The organism is Klebsiella scottii (assembly GCF_036561945.1).
Taxonomy (GTDB): Bacteria; Pseudomonadota; Gammaproteobacteria; order Enterobacterales; family Enterobacteriaceae; genus Klebsiella; species Klebsiella scottii.
Window position 1 is genome coordinate 3,289,216 of the sequence record NZ_JARXNI010000020.1, and the last position, 16,297, is coordinate 3,305,512.

Genomic DNA, 16,297 nt, shown 5'->3' on the forward strand with positions numbered 1-16,297 from the left:
TAAGCCCCCAAGGCGCTTCTCTTTTTTCATACCAGCGTCGGCCCGACGGTAAGCAGAATATTGGCAAAACGTCGGGTTTCGCCAGAAGCGATGGCTAACAGCGTATCCGACGATTTTGCCTGGGCGTAAAAGGCGTTTCGCTCAATATATTCAAGCTCAGTCGCTTCTGTCAGAATGCGACGATATTCACGCGCAATAGTATTATCAAACTCAGGCGGGCTGGTCATCAGCGTTGCTTTTTCAACATTAAGATAGCCAAGAATTTTTTGCAGGATCGTCACGCTGCCAATTAAGCCGGGAGAAAAGTTCAGGTACACAATCCGCGCCTGCGCTGCGGTGTTGGTCAAAATAGAATAATTAGCATCGGCAATAAGAATATTGGCCTTATGCCCGCACAGCGCCAGCGCCTGGAGTAAATCAGGATGGATAATATCGGACTTAATCATCAATATGCTCTCTTAAATACGGGCGGCGTTAACCGCCCGGCTCTCCGTTACGCCCGGTAAATACCGCCGTTAATATCAATTGTCGCCCCTGAAATAAAGCCATCGTACTCAGAGGCAAGGAAACAAATGGTTCTGGAGACATCTTCCGGGGTGCCCGCTCGTCCCAGAGGGATTTCCTGGATCGTGCGATCGGCAGAAGCCTGGGTGGTGTGCTGATTATGGAAACGCGTTCCCAGAATCAGGCCTGGGGCGACCGCATTGACCCGAATGCCAAACTCCCCGAGCTCCGCGGCAAGCGATCGCGTCCACGTCAGCACGGCGCCTTTTGTGGTGGAGTAAACCAGCGACCCCGAGTGGCCGCCGGAGCGCCCGGCCAGCGAGGCCAGATTCACGATGCTGGCGCCGTCCGGGGCGGATTTCAGCCACGGCAGCGCCTGCTGGGTCACGTTGAGCATGGTGGTCATATTGACGTCAATCACGGTCCGCCAGAAGCGGGCGTCGATCTCGCCGAGCCACTTACGGCCGATGATGCCGCCGACGTTATTGATCAAAATATCGATACCGCCTAAAAACTCTGCCGCCGCCGCCACGCAGCGGGCCGCTTCCGCTTCATCCGTTAAATCGGCATGGCCGCAGGCCGCTTTGCGTCCTTTTTGTTCGGCAATAGCCATCAGCTCTTTGGGCCCGTCTTCGCCGCTGAAATAGTGAATATAAATATCGCATCCCGCCTCAATTAATTTTCTTGCGGTCTCTTTTCCAATACCTTGTTCAGCACCGGTAATAAATACTTTTTTTCCCGTTAACGATCCCATTTCAGACTCCTGTTATTCAGACTCAACGCCACCAGAGAATAATATTTATCGCCAGGGCCAATTTCGGAACGTGGACGTCCCTACCCCCTGGCACAGTAAATTTCAGCTTCTGGGCAGTGATTCCGGCGGCATAGCCATCATGCCACCGCCTTGTACTACGATTAACGCAACGCTTAGTAACCCGCCAGGCCCGGCAGCCAGGTGGTTAACGGTGGCACCATCGCCACGATAATAATGCCGACCAGGACCACCGCCAGATATTTCGCCATTGGCCGGATAACGTGCTTCATCTCCACGCCGCAAATGGCGCAGGTGGTATATAAGCCCAGCCCAATGGGAGGTGAAAATAACCCAAAGCCCATTGCCAGAATCATGATGATGCCGAAATGTAATGGATTAAATCCAAGCTGAACGGCAATCGGAACCAGAATCGGGGCAAAGATAATAAGGGCCGGCGCGCCTTCCAGCACTGCGCCGAATATAATCAAAATCACGATGGTGAGCAGCAGGAATAGCCAGGCCCCCTGCTCAACGCCAATACCGACCAGCAGCCCGGCGATTTGCTGCGGGATCATCTGAATGGTCAGCGCATAGGAGAGGCTGGTGGCGCAGGCGACGATAAACAGCAGCACTCCGGACATCGCAGCGATATCAATAAACATCTTCACCGTGGCTTTAAACGTCAGCTCGCGAAAAGCCAGCCGCCCGACCACGATGGCGTAGATCACCGCAAAGGCGGAGATCTCGGTCGACGTGGCGATCCCCATCATCACGCCACGGCCGATCATAAAGATCATCACCAGACCGACGGCGGCGCCCAGATAAAGCTGGGTGCGCGGGCGCAGAACGGGGTAGGCCTCGCTGACGTTAATTTTGCCGCCAAAGCGGTTGGCGGCAATCATCAGCAGCACCAGCAGACAGGCCGCAGGCACCAGGCCGGCAATAAACAGCGCCCCGATCGAGATATTGGCCACGAAGCCCATCACGATCAGGTTTACGCACGGTGGGATGGTTTCGGCCATTACCGCCGAGGCGGCGAAAACGCCAGCCGCTTCCTCTCCATCCTGCTTCGCCCGCCGTACCGCCGGCATCAGCACGCCGCCAACCGCGGCGACGTCCGCCAGCTTGGAGCCTGAGATGCCCGAGAAGAAAGCCATCGACAGGACGGTGGTCATGTTTAACCCCCCGCGAAAGCGCCCCATTCCCCGCACGATGAGCTCAACGAGGCGCGTGGACATGCCGTTGATCTCCATTGCCGCTCCGGCGAGCAAAAAGAAGGGGATCGCCAGCAGGACGAAGTGATCGACCCCGGCCGCAACCTGCTGAGAGAAGAAGACAAACGGCAGCGACGGATCGCAGATAAAGAACACCATCGCCGACATGCCGAGGGTGAAGGCAATCGGCACGCCGGCGAGAATACCGAGGACGAAGCAGATAAGCATCAGCCCCGCCGCCGCGCTGGCCGGATCGGCCATCAGCGAAAGCTTCACGTAGCCAAGCGCGGCAAGAGCGAGGATCCCGACGCCGCTGAGCAGCACGACCCTGGCGCGTTCGCGTAAGGCAAGCTCCAGGGCGGCGACCATCATCACCACCGACCCAATCAGCACCGGAATAACGTAGATAATCTGCGGTAAACCGGTTTCGGTAGTCTGCACCCGCGCGGCCTGGACCAGGTCATAGCTGGAAATCACCAGCCCGACGGAAACCAGAAACAGGACCCAGCGGCTGGCGTGCACCACGTACGGCCGGACGTGCGGCGGAAGAAAGCGCAGGAACAAATCGACGCCAATATGTCCCCCTCTTGCCGTCGATGTCGCAACGCCAAAAAAGACCAGCGCAATCATCAGCGCGCGCGCCACCTCTTCCGCCCAGTGAATGGGGGAATGCAGCGCATAGCGCCAGATAACGGATGCGAAAACCACCAGCACGTTGATAAACAGCACCAATGCCCCGGCCCAGGAGGTCAGGGTCGTCAAAAATCGACTCAACCTGCCGAGTAGCGCCAGCGCGACGCACCCATCCTTTGCTTTAATCGAGATATCAGCCATCTTGAACTCTCTGTGTAAGGTCATGGATATCACCGCCGTTCACCCGCGAGGGCGGCCAAGCCGGCGGTTCCCACAGCTACTGGTTGTCCGACGCCGCGGCGGCGATCTCGTCAACGATAGGTTTCATATCCGGATACTGGTCAAGGAACGCCTGCCAAACTGGCTGCACCTGCTGATAGAAATAGTGGCGATCGGTTTCGCGGAACGTCACGCCTTTCGCCTGCAGGTTCTTAATGGCCTCCTGCTCTTTTTTAGCGGCCTGCTGGCGTTCGTAATCGGTCGCCTCCTTTGCCGCAGCCAGCACTTCGCCGCGCAGCTCCGCCGGGATTTGCTCGAAGCTTTTCTTATTCATGGCGATCATCAGCGGGTTGTAGCTATGGCGGGTCAGGGTGCCATTTTTGACGATTTCATAATATTTACTCGAGTAGATCGTCGGGGCGTCATGCTCTACGCCGTCAATCACCCCCATCTGCAGGCTCGAATAGACCTCCCCGCCCGGCATAGGAATGGCCACCGCCCCCATATGGTTGAGGGTGGCGATGAAGTTAGGCACCGGTAAAACGCGAATTTTCAGATTCTTTAAATCTTCAGGTTTTTCAATAACCTTCTTGGTATAAATATTACGCGCGCCGAGGTTATAGCCGTAGCCCAGCACCATCACGTTAGCCTTATCCAGCATTAAAGCCGCCAGCTTTTCACCCGCTTTTCCGTCGAGGGTTTTACCGACCTGAGCGTAATCTTTAAATAAATAGCCGAGATCCAGAACGCCAATTTCAGGCACCAGCGTTGCCCAGATAGATGTCCCGGAGATCATCATATTAATTGCGCCAATACGTACCTGCTGGGTGGCGTCGGCCTCTTTACCCAGCATGCCGTTGGCGAAATAGTTGAGCTTGATCTGTCCCTTCAGCTTCGGGTTGTTGTTGAGGTTTTCCTGAAAACGGCTGTACCAAATGTAGTGGGCGGAGGAGTCGTCCCCCGGCAGCGAAGAGTAGACTCGAAAGTTAAGCGCCGCGTGGGCCAAAGAGGTCACGGTGCTGCCGGCTAACAGGGCCGCGCCCAAACATGCAAAAGCAAAAATACGACTTACTGAACAAAACGGTTTCATTTTCATCATCGTTATCCTTTCACGTCCCGTTGAGATAGATGTCACCCTCTCAGGCCTTGCTGAATCGGCGGGGGAGTTAAACAAAAAAGTAGCTTCACGCTTCTACTGTAACGTTTTAGTGTAACGTTACAGAAACTATCCGGCGCCTTATCTAAAAGCAAGGTACTTAACGGGCTCATGGCGGATGAGATGTGAATTTTGTGGCGGACATCGCTAATTTGCGGGCGGGCGTTACACAATAAAAACCGGGGCGTCGCTGTTTAGTCACTGTTTAGCGCAGAGAGGGAGGAAGCGGCAGAGCGTTAGCCCCCGCCGCGCTGGCGATGGGCCTCAGGCGGCAAAGAAAAACCATGCGGTCTTAATAAGCTGATTCTCAACCTCAAAAACCGCCATGCTCTCAATCGGCTCTGCGGAGAGCCCGTAAATCAGCTCATGGTCGAAAACCTTATTCCCGAGAACGGTACGGAAAATAAGCTCCGCGCGCAGTTCTGCGATATTAAAACGCTGGTTGACGTAAAACTCTCTTAACGCCGGAATGCCGATCAGGGAGGGGGTTTCCGCAGGCATGCGATACGCTTTGAAATCTTCGGAAAAGCAGGCAATAAATTCATCAATATCGTGGGCGTTGTAGGCCTTAAACTGCTTCTCAACCGGGCATTCCATGACGCTTTCCTTTCCACCAAAAATAATTATAAATTCACAATAACTGAATTTATATTCAAAGACCAACCCCTATTTTTGTCAGTCATTCCCCGACAATCCTCCCCTTTACGCCCGATAGCCATATACAACAAGCGGCTCTGTTTTATCGCCTCAGATCACAAAAAAATAAACAATCAGCGCAATTATTGCGCACTTTATAAAAATGTCGATATTTTTAATTTATGGCGACGAAATCAACATCGCTGTGCCTGAGCCCACCGCGAGGATCGATTCTGATGAATACTTTCACTGCCGTAAAACCCAATGCCGATGAGAGCGCCCGCGGCGACAGCGGGTTCACCATCGCCCCCTCCTCCCGGTCGCCGCGGCTGCAGGGTCTCACCTTTTCCGCGCAGATCGCCCAACGGTTTATGCAGCAGACCGCGCAGTGGCCGGTACAGGCGCTGGAGTATAAATCCTTCCTGCGCTTTAAAATCGCGAAGACCCTCGACGATCTCTGCGCCGGTCGGCAAACTGCTGTTAATTAACAATCTGTTCTGGCTGCACGGCCGCGACCGCTTTATCGCGCATCCGGATCTGCGCCGGGAGCTGATGCGTCAACGCGGCTATATCAGCGATGCCGCCCGCCACGAGCGGCCCCATCAATAAGCGCTATCAGGGGAAGGAACCGAGCGGATGTATGATTTTGTGATTATTGGCGGCGGCATTATCGGCATGTCGACCGCCATGCAGCTGCTGGAGGTCTACCCGGACGCCAGAATTGCGCTGCTGGAAAAAGAGTCCGGCCCGGCCTGTCATCAGAGCGGCCACAATAGCGGCGTGATTCATGCCGGGGTCTACTACACTCCCGGGAGCCTCAAAGCGCAGTTCTGCCTTGCCGGAAATCGGGCGACCAAAGCTTTTTGCGATCGGCACGGTATCCGCTATGACCGCTGCGGAAAAATGCTGGTCGCCACCTCGCCGCTGGAGATGTCGCGGATGCGGGCGCTGTGGGATCGCACCGCGGCCAACGGGCTGGATCGCGAATGGCTCAGCGCGGAGGCGCTGGGGGAGCGGGAGCCGAATATTACCGGCATCGGCGGCATCTTTGTCCCCTCCAGCGGAATTGTCAGCTATCGCGAGGTCACCGAGGCGATGGCGAAAACCTTCGTCGCCGGCGGCGGCGAAATCGTCTACGCCGCCGAGGTTAGCGCCCTGAAAGAGCACGCCGCCGGCGTGGTCGTCTACACTAAACAGGGACAGGTGTTTGAAGCCGCCACATTAGTGAGCTGCAGCGGGCTGATGGCCGACAGGGTGGTCAAAATGCTCGGCGTCGATCCCGGTTTTATTATCTGCCCGTTTCGTGGGGAGTATTTCCGCCTGGCGCCTCGGCATAACCAGATAGTGAAACATCTGATCTATCCGATCCCCGACCCGGCCATGCCGTTCCTCGGGGTCCACCTCACGCGCATGATCGACGGCAGCGTGACCGTGGGCCCGAATGCGGTACTCGCCTTGAAGCGTGAAGGCTATCGCAAACGCGATTTTTCACTCTCCGATACGCTGGAAATCCTCGGCTCGCCCGGTATTCGTCGCGTGCTGCAGGGCAACCTGCGCTCGGGATTACGCGAAATGAAAAACTCCCTGTGCAAAGACGGCTACCTGCGGCTGGTGCAAAAGTACTGCCCGAGCCTCGTTCTGCAGGATCTCCAGCCGTGGCCTGCGGGCGTTCGTGCACAGGCGGTTTCTCCGCACGGCAGGCTGATCGACGATTTTCTGTTCGTCACCACGGCGCGCTCCATTCATACCTGCAATGCGCCCTCCCCGGCGGCCACATCGGCTATCCCCATCGGGGCGCATATCGTCGGCAAAGTACAGACGCTGCTGGCCAGCCAGCATAATCCCGGCCGCAGCCTGCGCGCCGCCCGTAGCGCGGACTCTCTGCTTGCCGCATACACTCGTTAAACGTTTTGAAACAGGAAACCATCATGCAACTCAACGACCCAACTTTGTTCCGCCAGCAGGCATTTATCGACGGCCAGTGGCGCGATGCCCTCAGCGGCGAGGTGATTACGGTCACCAACCCAGCTAACGACCAGCGGCTGGGCAGCGTGCCGAAAATGGGCGCCGATGAGACCCACGAGGCCATTGATGCCGCCAACCGGGCGCTCACTGCCTGGAGGGCCTTAACGGCTAAAGAGCGGGCCACGATCCTGCGCCGCTGGTTCGATCTGATCATGGCGAACCAGGACGACCTCGCCCGCCTGATGACGCTGGAGCAGGGGAAACCGCTGGCGGAAGCCAGGGGCGAAATCAGCTACGCCGCCTCGTTTATCGAATGGTTTGCTGAAGAGGGTAAGCGAGTCTACGGCGATACCATTCCCGGCCATCAGGCGGATAAGCGCCTGACCGTTATCAAGCAGCCAATTGGCGTCACCGCGGCCATCACGCCGTGGAACTTCCCTGCCGCCATGATCACCCGTAAGGCCGGCCCGGCGCTGGCCGCAGGCTGTACCATGGTGCTCAAACCCGCCAGCCAGACCCCCTTCTCCGCCCTGGCGCTGGCCGAGCTGGCCCAGCGGGCCGGCATTCCTGACGGCGTATTCAGCGTGGTGACCGGCTCCGCCGGAGCGGTAGGCAATGCGCTGACCAGCAACCCGCTGGTACGCAAGCTGTCGTTTACCGGCTCGACGGAAATCGGCCGCCAGCTGATGGCGCAGTGTGCGCAAGATATTAAGAAAGTCTCCCTCGAGCTGGGCGGCAACGCGCCGTTTATCGTATTTGACGATGCCGATCTCGATAAAGCGGTTGAGGGCGCCTTGGCCTCCAAGTTCCGTAACGCCGGGCAGACCTGCGTTTGCGCCAATCGCCTGTACGTGCAGGAGGGCGTTTACGAACGCTTTGCCGCGAAGCTACAGCAGGCGGTGGAAAAGCTGCAGCTCGGCGATGGCCTGCAAAGCGGCGTCACCACCGGGCCGCTGATTGATGACAAGGCGGTCGCCAAAGTGCAGGAGCATATTGCCGATGCCGTCGCCAAAGGTGCGCGGATCGTGACCGGCGGCAAGGTGCACGAGCTTGGCGGTAACTTCTTCCAGCCGACGATCCTGCTGGACGTTCCCGACAGCGCGAAGGTTGCCAAAGAGGAGACCTTTGGCCCGCTGGCCCCGCTGTTCCGCTTTAAAGATGAGGAGGACGTTATCCGTCAGGCCAACGATACCGAATTCGGCCTGGCGGCCTATTTCTATGCCCGCGACATGAGCCGCGTCTTCCGCGTCGGCGAGGCGCTGGAGTACGGTATCGTCGGGATCAACACCGGCCTTATCTCCAATGAAGTGGCGCCTTTTGGCGGCGTCAAAGCCTCCGGGCTCGGCCGCGAAGGGTCGAAGTATGGAATAGATGATTACTTAGAAATCAAATATATGTGCATTGGTCTGTAGGGCCGCGCCGGCGGCGATGCCGTAAATACCCCCTTAATACGCGTATCCCGGCGCGGGAAGGCCGGGATAGCCGTTCAGGAGTAAGCCCATGACCGCCACCTCCCAGCCGACGGCCATAGACGGATACCGCTGGCTTAAAAACGACATCATTCGCGGCCGCTATCAGCCGGATGAAAAGCTGCGTATGAGCCTGTTGACCTCGCGCTATGCGCTTGGCGTCGGGCCGCTGCGCGAAGCGCTCTCCCGGCTGGTTGCCGAGCGCCTGGTTACCGTGATTAATCAAAAAGGCTATCGGGTTGCCTCGATGTCAGAGCAGGAGCTGCTCGATATCTTCGACGCCCGGGCCAATATGGAGGCGATGCTGGTGCGTCTCGCCATTGAGCGCGGCGACGACGAGTGGGAAGCGGAGCTGCTCGCCCGGGCGCATCTGCTCAATAAGCTGGAGTCCAGCGACGCCAGCGAGAAGCTGCTGGATGAGTGGGACAGGCGCCATCAGGCGTTCCATTCCGCCATTGTTGCCGGCTGCGGTTCACAATATCTGCTGCAAATGCGCGAACGTCTTTTCGACCTCGCCGCGCGCTACCGGTTTATCTGGCTGCGCACGACGGTGCTGTCGGTTGCCATGCTGGAAGATAAACGGCGCCAGCATCGGAGGCTAACCGAGGCTATTCTGGCGCGTGACGCCCCGCTTGCCGGTGAACTGATGCGCCAGCATCTGCTGACGCCAATTCCGGTGATTCAGCGGGCGATGGCGGGAAAACTGCAGCAGAAAGCCTCCTGAAAAGATCGGCTCGTCGCCGTTTTGAAAGCGGGCGATCCGACACGGTGCCCTTGCTTTTACTCTGCTAAGTCGCGAAGACGGCAGCGCGCTATCCCCCGCTATCTCCGGCGCGGTCAGGACCTGTAGATCCGCACCGGGGCGCTCTTATAGGCCGGCGTCAGGCTCTGTTTATCAACCGAGTCCAGCGACAGTAAAATGTTGGCCTCCGGCAGATAGGCGGCAATAGACGATGCGGCCATCGGCACAATATAAACCGTCTGGTTGCGCATCACCTTCTCTTCGCAGGCATTGCCCTCATCATCCAACGCCACAATATTGACCACATCGCCCTGCGCCAGCTGGCGCTTTTGCGCTTCCTGACGGCTCAGGAAAATGACGTCGCGGCGTCCGGTAACGCCGCGGTAGCGGTCGTCCATACCGTAAATCGTCGTATTGTACTGGTCGTGGCTGCGAATCGTGGTGAGCACCAGGCAATCTGACGGCATAGCCGCGCTATCAAGCGCCTCGGTATCGCAGACGTGGAAGGTCGCCTTGCCCGACGCCGTACGGTATTCGCCGCGCGAGGCCGGGTTATCGAGACGGAACCCGCCGGGGGCAGCGATGCGTTCGTTGAATTGATGGAACTCCGGTATCACGGCTTCAATCGCCTCGCGAATCAGTCGATAGTCCGCCACCAGCTTCTCCCAGGCGACCGGGCTGCGCGGTAACGTGGCGCGCGCCAGCCCCGCCACAATGGCGGGTTCGGACAGCAGCCACGGCGAGGCCGGCTTCAGCGAGCCGGTTGAAGCGTGCACCATGCTCATCGAGTCCTCTACGGTAACGGACTGCACGCCCGCGCGTTGCACATCGCGCTCGCTGCGTCCTAAGGTCGGGAACAGATAGGTGTTTTTACCCGCCAGCAGGTGGGAACGGTTGAGTTTGGTCGCAACGTGGACCTGGAGATCCAGCCGACGCATCGCCGGGAATGTCCGCAGCGGGTCGGGCATCGCCACGGCGAGGTTGCCGCCCATGCAGATAAGCCCGCGGGAAACCCGGTTTTCGATAGCCTTAATGCTGTCGATGGAGGATCGTCCGTGCGCCCGCGGGACCGTAATGCCGAAATAGTTTTCCAGCCGCAGGTTAAACGCTTCGTCCGGCGCTTCGTTTATCCCCACCGTCCTGTCGCCCTGGACGTTAGAATGGCCGCGTAGCGGACAAATACCGGCGCCTTCACGCCCCATGTTCCCGCGCATCAGCAGCAGATTAATCAGCTGCTGGACGTTCTGCGTGCCGTTACGATGCTGGGTAATTCCCAGGCCATAGCTCACGATAACCCGCCGGTGGCGGCTATAAATATCGGCGAAATATTCGATAGCGCTGCGCTCTACCCCCGCCCCACGCTCAATGTCCGCCCAGTCGAGGCCGTTCAGGTCGTCAACCAACGCCTGATATCCCGACGTTTGCGAGGCGATAAATTCGCTATCAATGACCGGCTCCTGCTGCTGGACCCGACGCTGCGCATCCATCTCCAGCAGCGTTTTCATGGCGCCGCGGAAAAACCACGCATCGCCCCCAACGCGGATCTGGAAGTAATCGCTGGAGAGATCCGTGTGCCCGCCCATAAGCATATCCGTCGGCGATTGGGGAAAGCTAAACCGCTCCAGGCCGCGCTCGCGTAGTGGATTCACCGAGATGATCTTCGCTCCACGCCTGGCAACTTCGCGCAGGGTCGTCAGCATCCGCGGGTGGTTGGTGCCCGGGTTATGCCCGACGCAAATCACCAGGTCCGCGGCGGCAAAATCGCTTAGCTCAACGGTGCCCTTGCCGATGCCGATAGAAGATCCCAGCCCGGTGCCGGTCGGGCTGTGGCACATATTCGAACAGTCGGGGAAGTTGTTGCTGCCGTATTCGCGCGCATACAGCTGATAGAGAAACGCCGCTTCATTTGAGGTGCGCCCGGAGGTGTAAAACTCCATCTCATCGGGGGAGAACCCGCGCATGATGTCGCCAATTTCGGCAAACGCCTGCTCCCACGCGATGGGCTGATAGGTATCGCTGATAATATCGTATTTCATCGGATGAGTGAGCCGGCCGTGGTTCTCCAGCTCAAAGTCACTTTGCCGCCAAAGCTGGCTTAGCGTGTGGCGAGCGAAGAATTCCGGCGAGGTTTTTTTCGCGGTGGTTTCCCATGAAACGGCCTTGACGCCGTTTTCACATAGCTCCATCGCAGAGCGATGGTCCGGATCGGGCCACGCGCAGCCGGGGCAATCAAACCCTTTAGCCTGATTCATTTTAAACAACGCGATAGTGTCGCGTACCGGCGTTTTTTGTCCCAGTACGTGCGCAGTACAGGCTTTAACGGCTCCCCACCCTCCGGCGGCGCCCTGGTACTCTTTTAATCCACGGGTAGTATCAGTCATCAGATCGTATCAGTTATATTTTCAATGGTGCTTTATTAACACAGGCGCCCCGTCGTGCTGATTCCTATCAAGGGGTACGGCGCTAACAGAAAATAATAAGAAAGAAGTATTTCGCTTACGTGGGAATAAAGTTCAGCGGGTATTTATGGCGAGATGAGCATCAGCGCTGGCGAGACAATCACGCCTCTGCGGGCAAGCTTAAAAGAATTTTACTCTTTCATAACAGCAGGATATCTATTTATTTTTTTGGTAAAGCTACCCTTAACGGGTCACATCGCATCGGGAATAATGAGTAAAGAAGCCGCCTGCGCATTCACCTGGCAGGAGCTGGTTGCCCGCCCAGGATGTCGCTACAGGTTAAAAAAACGGCCGATACGCATCCTAAAATAAACCCGCAGCCGGACCAGAATATTGACCGCCGTTTAATAAACGAATTCGTAGGCGGCTATTTTCCAGCCGCAAAAAATATCTATCCACTTTAATCCGGGTTATTAAAACAGGGTGATGAAACGGGCCAGCAGAATTTACAATTAGTAAAAGATTTTCTACGCAAAAAAATCCATGCCGTAGGGCATGGACATTTTCGCTCGGTGCGGACTACGGACGAGGCGTCAGGCTCTCAGCCTGACGGGCTCGCTAAAGTCATCAGCCGGTTCAAGCTTCAGGCTGAACGTCGCCAGCAGCGCGTTGGCCCTGTTGTGGAAATCACGTAGCGTTTTTTCAAGCCGTTCGCTAACTTCAGGATCGTCAATGACCACCGACTGCCATACCCCTTCTTTATCGAACAAACCAAAATGATAGCTGTAAGTAAAGCGCGATGCCTGTGCTTCCATCTCCATCCACCATCCCCAAAACTCTCGTTTTTCCGGCGCCGGTTTAACGTTGACGCAAACTGCCAGGCAATCGAAAAAGAAGCGGTTGTCTTCACACTGCTCTTCGCGGATATAGGGGCCAAGAGCCGTGAATTTCTTAATCAGCTTACTCTTCAGGTGTCCACTCGGTAACGTCATTGCGATCTCCTTTAGTGATGCAACTGTTTTACCAAATCAATAAAATTTAGCAATAAATTAACTAAATCTCTGGTTGATCCACCGGCTAATCTGTCGCAATGCGTGATCAAAATTGCGATAAATCGGCTTCGTTGGGATCTCAAGCAGCTTGCCATCGGCAGATGACGAGGTAATTAAACGCGACTCCTCTTCCGGACTGAAAGGATCGTTTTTCCAGTAGCCTGAGAACATCGGCGTCGGACAGCGGCGGCCCAGAAGTCCCTGCGTTTTTAACGAGTAGCGGTTCAGCTCAATGCGCAATGCTTCGTCAGAGGCATCGTGCATTCCCAGACGCGACGCCAGGACATCAAGATACATTTCAGGCACTCGCCCCTGGTGCAAAGGGTCAACCAGCAGGTTGTGCACCACCGGCCCCAGACAGGCAACGGCCTTCAGGCGCTGCGACTCCAGATAGCCGAGCCGGACGGCAATATTGGCACCAAAGCGGAAGCCGAACGCCGCAACCCGGGTATGATCGACCCACGGGACGTGCTGCAGATGCCGCAGCGCGTGCTGGTGCAGCAGGCTGGAGTCCTGGGTTAGCTTCCATTTCGATGAAAAGCCGATGGAAGGCAGATCGAGGGTCAGCATCGCAATCCCCTGCGGGGCAAAATAGTCTTCATACAGGCTGTAGTAATCGGTCTGCAGCGAGTCCAGGCCGCCGCACATCATGACCACCGGGAACGGGCCTTCCCCTTTTGGCAGATGTAAAAAACCACTGACCGGCGCGCCGCCGGGAACCGGGAACTCGATCTCACGTAGCCCGCCGGGCAGACGCTGCGCGGCCTCTTCATAGGCCCGGTTGGCCAGCGCCTGTGCCTGATCGGCAAGCTCATCGCCTTTAATATGCGGATAGGCGGCAATGCTGTAGAGGTTGGACGCGTGCAGCCAGTGGCGGCCGCTGAGTTCGAGGTCCGTTTCCTGACCCGCCATTTGCTGCCAAATCATGGCCTGTTTAGACCATTCGAAAATCCAGTTGCCGCCGCGATACCCCACGACGGTGTCGTACAGCTCCGGATTGGTGCGTTCCGCATCGCTCATGACGATGCGCGCCTGCACGTCAAGGATCTCCTGCGGCGTCACGCCGCGCCGGATCCACATCAGGCGATTGATCAGGCGATACCAGCGATCGACGTTGCTCCCATCGAGCGCAGAGTGGATCGGCTGCTGCGAGCCGGACGCGAACCGACGCACCAGCGTAGACGTTTCTGGATGTTTGAATCGAGGTTTAAACAGCGTTTCGCTAAGGTTAGCCTGTGACATGTGCAGTCTCCATCGTGTCGCCACTAAGGCTATTGTAACCTGCTAACAGGCAAAAAAAACCACGCCCGGCAAAACCGGGCGTGGTAAATAGCACTCGCCTTGAAAATTAACGGCCTGAGATAGGCGGTACGAAGACCACGCCCATATCCCACGGCTGTTCAATCCAGGTTTCCTGCGGAATATCAACCACGTAGTCATCAACCAGCGGACGACCGGCTGGTTTAGCGAAAATAGTGACGAAGTGTGCTTTTGGATACATTTCGCGGATGGCGACCGCGGTGCCGCCGGTATCAACCAGGTCATCAATCACGATGAACCCTTCACCATCACCTTCAGCACGCTTAAGGACGGTCAGCTCACGCTGGTTATCGTGGTCATAGCTGGAAATGCAAACGGTATCAACATGACGAATACCCAGCTCACGCGCCAGCAGCGCGCCCGGTACCAGACCACCGCGGCTAACGGCAATAATGCCTTTCCATTGTTCAGAAGGCATCAGGCGACTTGCCAGTTTGCGGGCGTGAATCTGCAACATGTCCCAGGTGACGACGTATTTTTCGCTCATGTGAAGTGTCCCAGCCTGTGTTATACGGCTTAAATGATGTTCGAGGGGGAAAATGGTTGCGCGAGATTATAGAGATCTGAAGCGCTAAAAACCAGTATTAAGCGGCCCTGGCGACGCTTTTTGCGTTGTTTCCACTACCCGTTAGCGTGGAAAGTGGTATTCTCAACCCCACCGCGCAAGCCCTCGCTTGACGTGTATTCTATTGCTAACCCTCGACCTGCAAAAGAATTTTGCAGGCGATCGTAAGGAGACTCATCGTGTCTGAACTGTCTCAATTATCCCCGCAGCCGCTGTGGGATATTTTTGCCAAAATCTGCTCCATTCCCCACCCTTCCTATCACGAAGAACAACTCGCTGAACACATCATGGGCTGGGCAAAAGAAAAAGGCTTACACGCAGAACGCGACCAGGTTGGCAACATTCTGATTCGTAAAGCCGCTACCGCCGGGATGGAAAACCGTAAACCGGTCGTGCTGCAGGCGCACCTCGATATGGTGCCGCAGAAAAACAACGATACCGTTCACGACTTTACTAAAGATCCGATTCAGCCGTACATCGACGGCGAGTGGGTCAAGGCCCGCGGTACCACCCTGGGCGCGGATAACGGTATCGGTATGGCTTCCGCTCTGGCGGTGCTGGCTGATGACTCCGTCGAACACGGTCGGCTGGAAGTGCTGCTGACCATGACCGAAGAAGCCGGCATGGACGGCGCGTTTGGCCTGCAGGCCAACTGGCTGCAGGCAGATATCCTGATTAACACCGACTCGGAAGAAGAAGGCGAAATCTACATGGGTTGCGCCGGGGGGATCGACTTCACCTCCAACCTGCCGCTGGCGCGCGAAGCGATCCCGGCCGGTTTCCACAGCTTTAAGCTGACGCTAAAAGGGCTGAAAGGCGGCCACTCCGGCGGTGAAATCCACGTCGGTCTGGGGAATGCCAACAAGCTGCTGGCCCGCTTCCTCGCCGGTCACGTCGCTGAGCTGGATCTGCGCCTGGTTGATTTCAACGGCGGCACCCTGCGCAACGCCATTCCGCGTGAAGCCTTCGCCACCGTTGCGGTAGCCGCCGATAAGAGCGATGCCCTGGCGGCGCTGGTGAATACCTATCAGGAAATTCTCCAAAACGAGCTGGCGGCCAAAGAGAAGAATCTGGTCCTGCTGCTGGAGTCCGCTGCGACGGATAAACCCGCGCTGACGGCGCAGTCTCGCGACGGCTTTGTTCGTCTGCTGAACGCCATGCCAAACGGCGTGATCCGTAACTCCGACGTAGCGAAGGGCGTGGTCGAAACCTCCCTCAACGTCGGCGTGGTGACCATGACCGATGATAACGTCGAAATCCACTGCCTGATCCGTTCCCTGATCGACAGCGGCAAAGATTACGTCGTCAGCATGCTGGATTCGTTAGGCAAACTGGCGGGAGCTAAAACCGAAGCCAAGGGCGCTTACCCGGGCTGGCAGCCGGATGCAAACTCACCGGTGATGCATCTGGTCCGCGAAACCTACCAGCGTCTGTTTAATAAAACGCCGAATATCCAGATTATTCACGCCGGTCTGGAATGCGGCCTGTTCAAAAAGCCGTACCCGGATATGGATATGGTTTCCATTGGGCCGACCATTACCGGGCCGCACTCCCCGGATGAGCAGGTTCATATCGAAAGCGTTGGCCAGTACTGGACGCTGCTGACTGAACTGCTGAAAGCGATTCCGGCGAAGTAAGTTCCGCCGCGAAAAGAGCTCGGGTAAGGCGC

General features: G+C 57.0%; 14 protein-coding genes and 1 pseudogene. 6 read left to right on the forward strand and 9 right to left on the reverse strand.

Going from position 1 to position 16,297, the window contains the following annotated elements; translation table 11 throughout:
* Positions 1-26 precede the first annotated feature (26 nt).
* The 5 genes from QFI97_RS23160 to QFI97_RS23180 form a co-directional block, all read right to left on the reverse strand.
* The gene (locus tag QFI97_RS23160; protein WP_095105595.1) at positions 27-446 is read right to left on the reverse strand and encodes an RbsD/FucU family protein; all 420 of its coding nucleotides are present in this window, start codon (positions 444-446) and stop codon (positions 27-29) included.
* A gap of 47 nt (positions 447-493) precedes the next feature.
* Positions 494-1,258, reverse strand: coding sequence for an SDR family NAD(P)-dependent oxidoreductase (locus QFI97_RS23165; RefSeq protein WP_346432055.1), 765 nt, complete (start codon positions 1,256-1,258; stop codon positions 494-496).
* A gap of 173 nt (positions 1,259-1,431) precedes the next feature.
* Positions 1,432-3,306, reverse strand: coding sequence for a TRAP transporter large permease (locus QFI97_RS23170; protein WP_375216268.1), 1,875 nt, complete (start codon positions 3,304-3,306; stop codon positions 1,432-1,434).
* A gap of 76 nt (positions 3,307-3,382) precedes the next feature.
* Positions 3,383-4,423 (reverse strand): TRAP transporter substrate-binding protein, encoded by a 1,041-nt coding sequence (locus tag QFI97_RS23175; RefSeq protein ID WP_095105589.1) that lies wholly within the window; start codon positions 4,421-4,423, stop codon positions 3,383-3,385.
* A 321-nt stretch (positions 4,424-4,744) separates the two neighbouring features.
* Entirely contained in the window at positions 4,745-5,077 is a 333-nt protein-coding gene (locus tag QFI97_RS23180; protein ID WP_095105587.1) for a nuclear transport factor 2 family protein, read from the reverse strand.
* Positions 5,078-5,352: 275 nt separating this feature from the next.
* On the opposite strand from QFI97_RS23180, the pseudogene QFI97_RS23185 reads away from it, so the two are divergent.
* The 5 genes and pseudogenes from QFI97_RS23185 to csiR all read left to right on the forward strand — a co-directional run.
* Positions 5,353-5,586: pseudogene (locus QFI97_RS23185) on the forward strand (carbon starvation induced protein CsiD); the annotation flags it as partial.
* 22 nt (positions 5,587-5,608) lie between these two features.
* Entirely contained in the window at positions 5,609-5,725 is a 117-nt protein-coding gene (locus QFI97_RS23480) for a carbon starvation induced protein CsiD (protein ID WP_369125010.1), read from the forward strand.
* 27 nt (positions 5,726-5,752) lie between these two features.
* Entirely contained in the window at positions 5,753-7,021 is a 1,269-nt protein-coding gene (gene lhgD, locus QFI97_RS23190) for an L-2-hydroxyglutarate dehydrogenase (RefSeq protein ID WP_346432056.1), read from the forward strand.
* A gap of 23 nt (positions 7,022-7,044) precedes the next feature.
* Positions 7,045-8,493 carry an NADP-dependent succinate-semialdehyde dehydrogenase gene (gene gabD / locus QFI97_RS23195; protein WP_346432057.1) on the forward strand — a complete coding sequence of 483 codons (1,449 nt, stop codon included), beginning with the start codon at positions 7,045-7,047 and terminating at the stop codon, positions 8,491-8,493.
* An 88-nt stretch (positions 8,494-8,581) separates the two neighbouring features.
* Entirely contained in the window at positions 8,582-9,274 is a 693-nt protein-coding gene (gene csiR / locus QFI97_RS23200; RefSeq protein ID WP_346432058.1) for a DNA-binding transcriptional regulator CsiR, read from the forward strand.
* Between the two features lie 113 nt (positions 9,275-9,387).
* Here the strand turns inward: csiR and QFI97_RS23205 are convergent, their stop codons facing one another.
* The 4 genes from QFI97_RS23205 to gpt form a co-directional block, all read right to left on the reverse strand.
* Complete coding sequence (locus QFI97_RS23205) at positions 9,388-11,673, reverse strand: FdhF/YdeP family oxidoreductase (RefSeq protein WP_346432059.1); 2,286 nt, start codon at positions 11,671-11,673, stop codon at positions 9,388-9,390.
* Positions 11,674-12,284: 611 nt separating this feature from the next.
* Complete coding sequence (crl, locus tag QFI97_RS23210) at positions 12,285-12,683, reverse strand: sigma factor-binding protein Crl (RefSeq protein WP_095105578.1); 399 nt, start codon at positions 12,681-12,683, stop codon at positions 12,285-12,287.
* A gap of 57 nt (positions 12,684-12,740) precedes the next feature.
* On the reverse strand, positions 12,741-13,985 hold the full coding sequence (frsA, locus tag QFI97_RS23215) for an esterase FrsA (RefSeq protein ID WP_346432060.1): 1,245 nt from the start codon (positions 13,983-13,985) through the stop codon (positions 12,741-12,743).
* 106 nt (positions 13,986-14,091) lie between these two features.
* Positions 14,092-14,550 (reverse strand): xanthine phosphoribosyltransferase, encoded by a 459-nt coding sequence (gpt, locus tag QFI97_RS23220; RefSeq protein WP_041144180.1) that lies wholly within the window; start codon positions 14,548-14,550, stop codon positions 14,092-14,094.
* 257 nt (positions 14,551-14,807) lie between these two features.
* Between gpt and pepD the strand changes: the two genes are divergently transcribed.
* Positions 14,808-16,265 (forward strand): cytosol nonspecific dipeptidase, encoded by a 1,458-nt coding sequence (gene pepD, locus QFI97_RS23225; RefSeq protein ID WP_346432061.1) that lies wholly within the window; start codon positions 14,808-14,810, stop codon positions 16,263-16,265.
* Positions 16,266-16,297 lie beyond the last annotated feature (32 nt).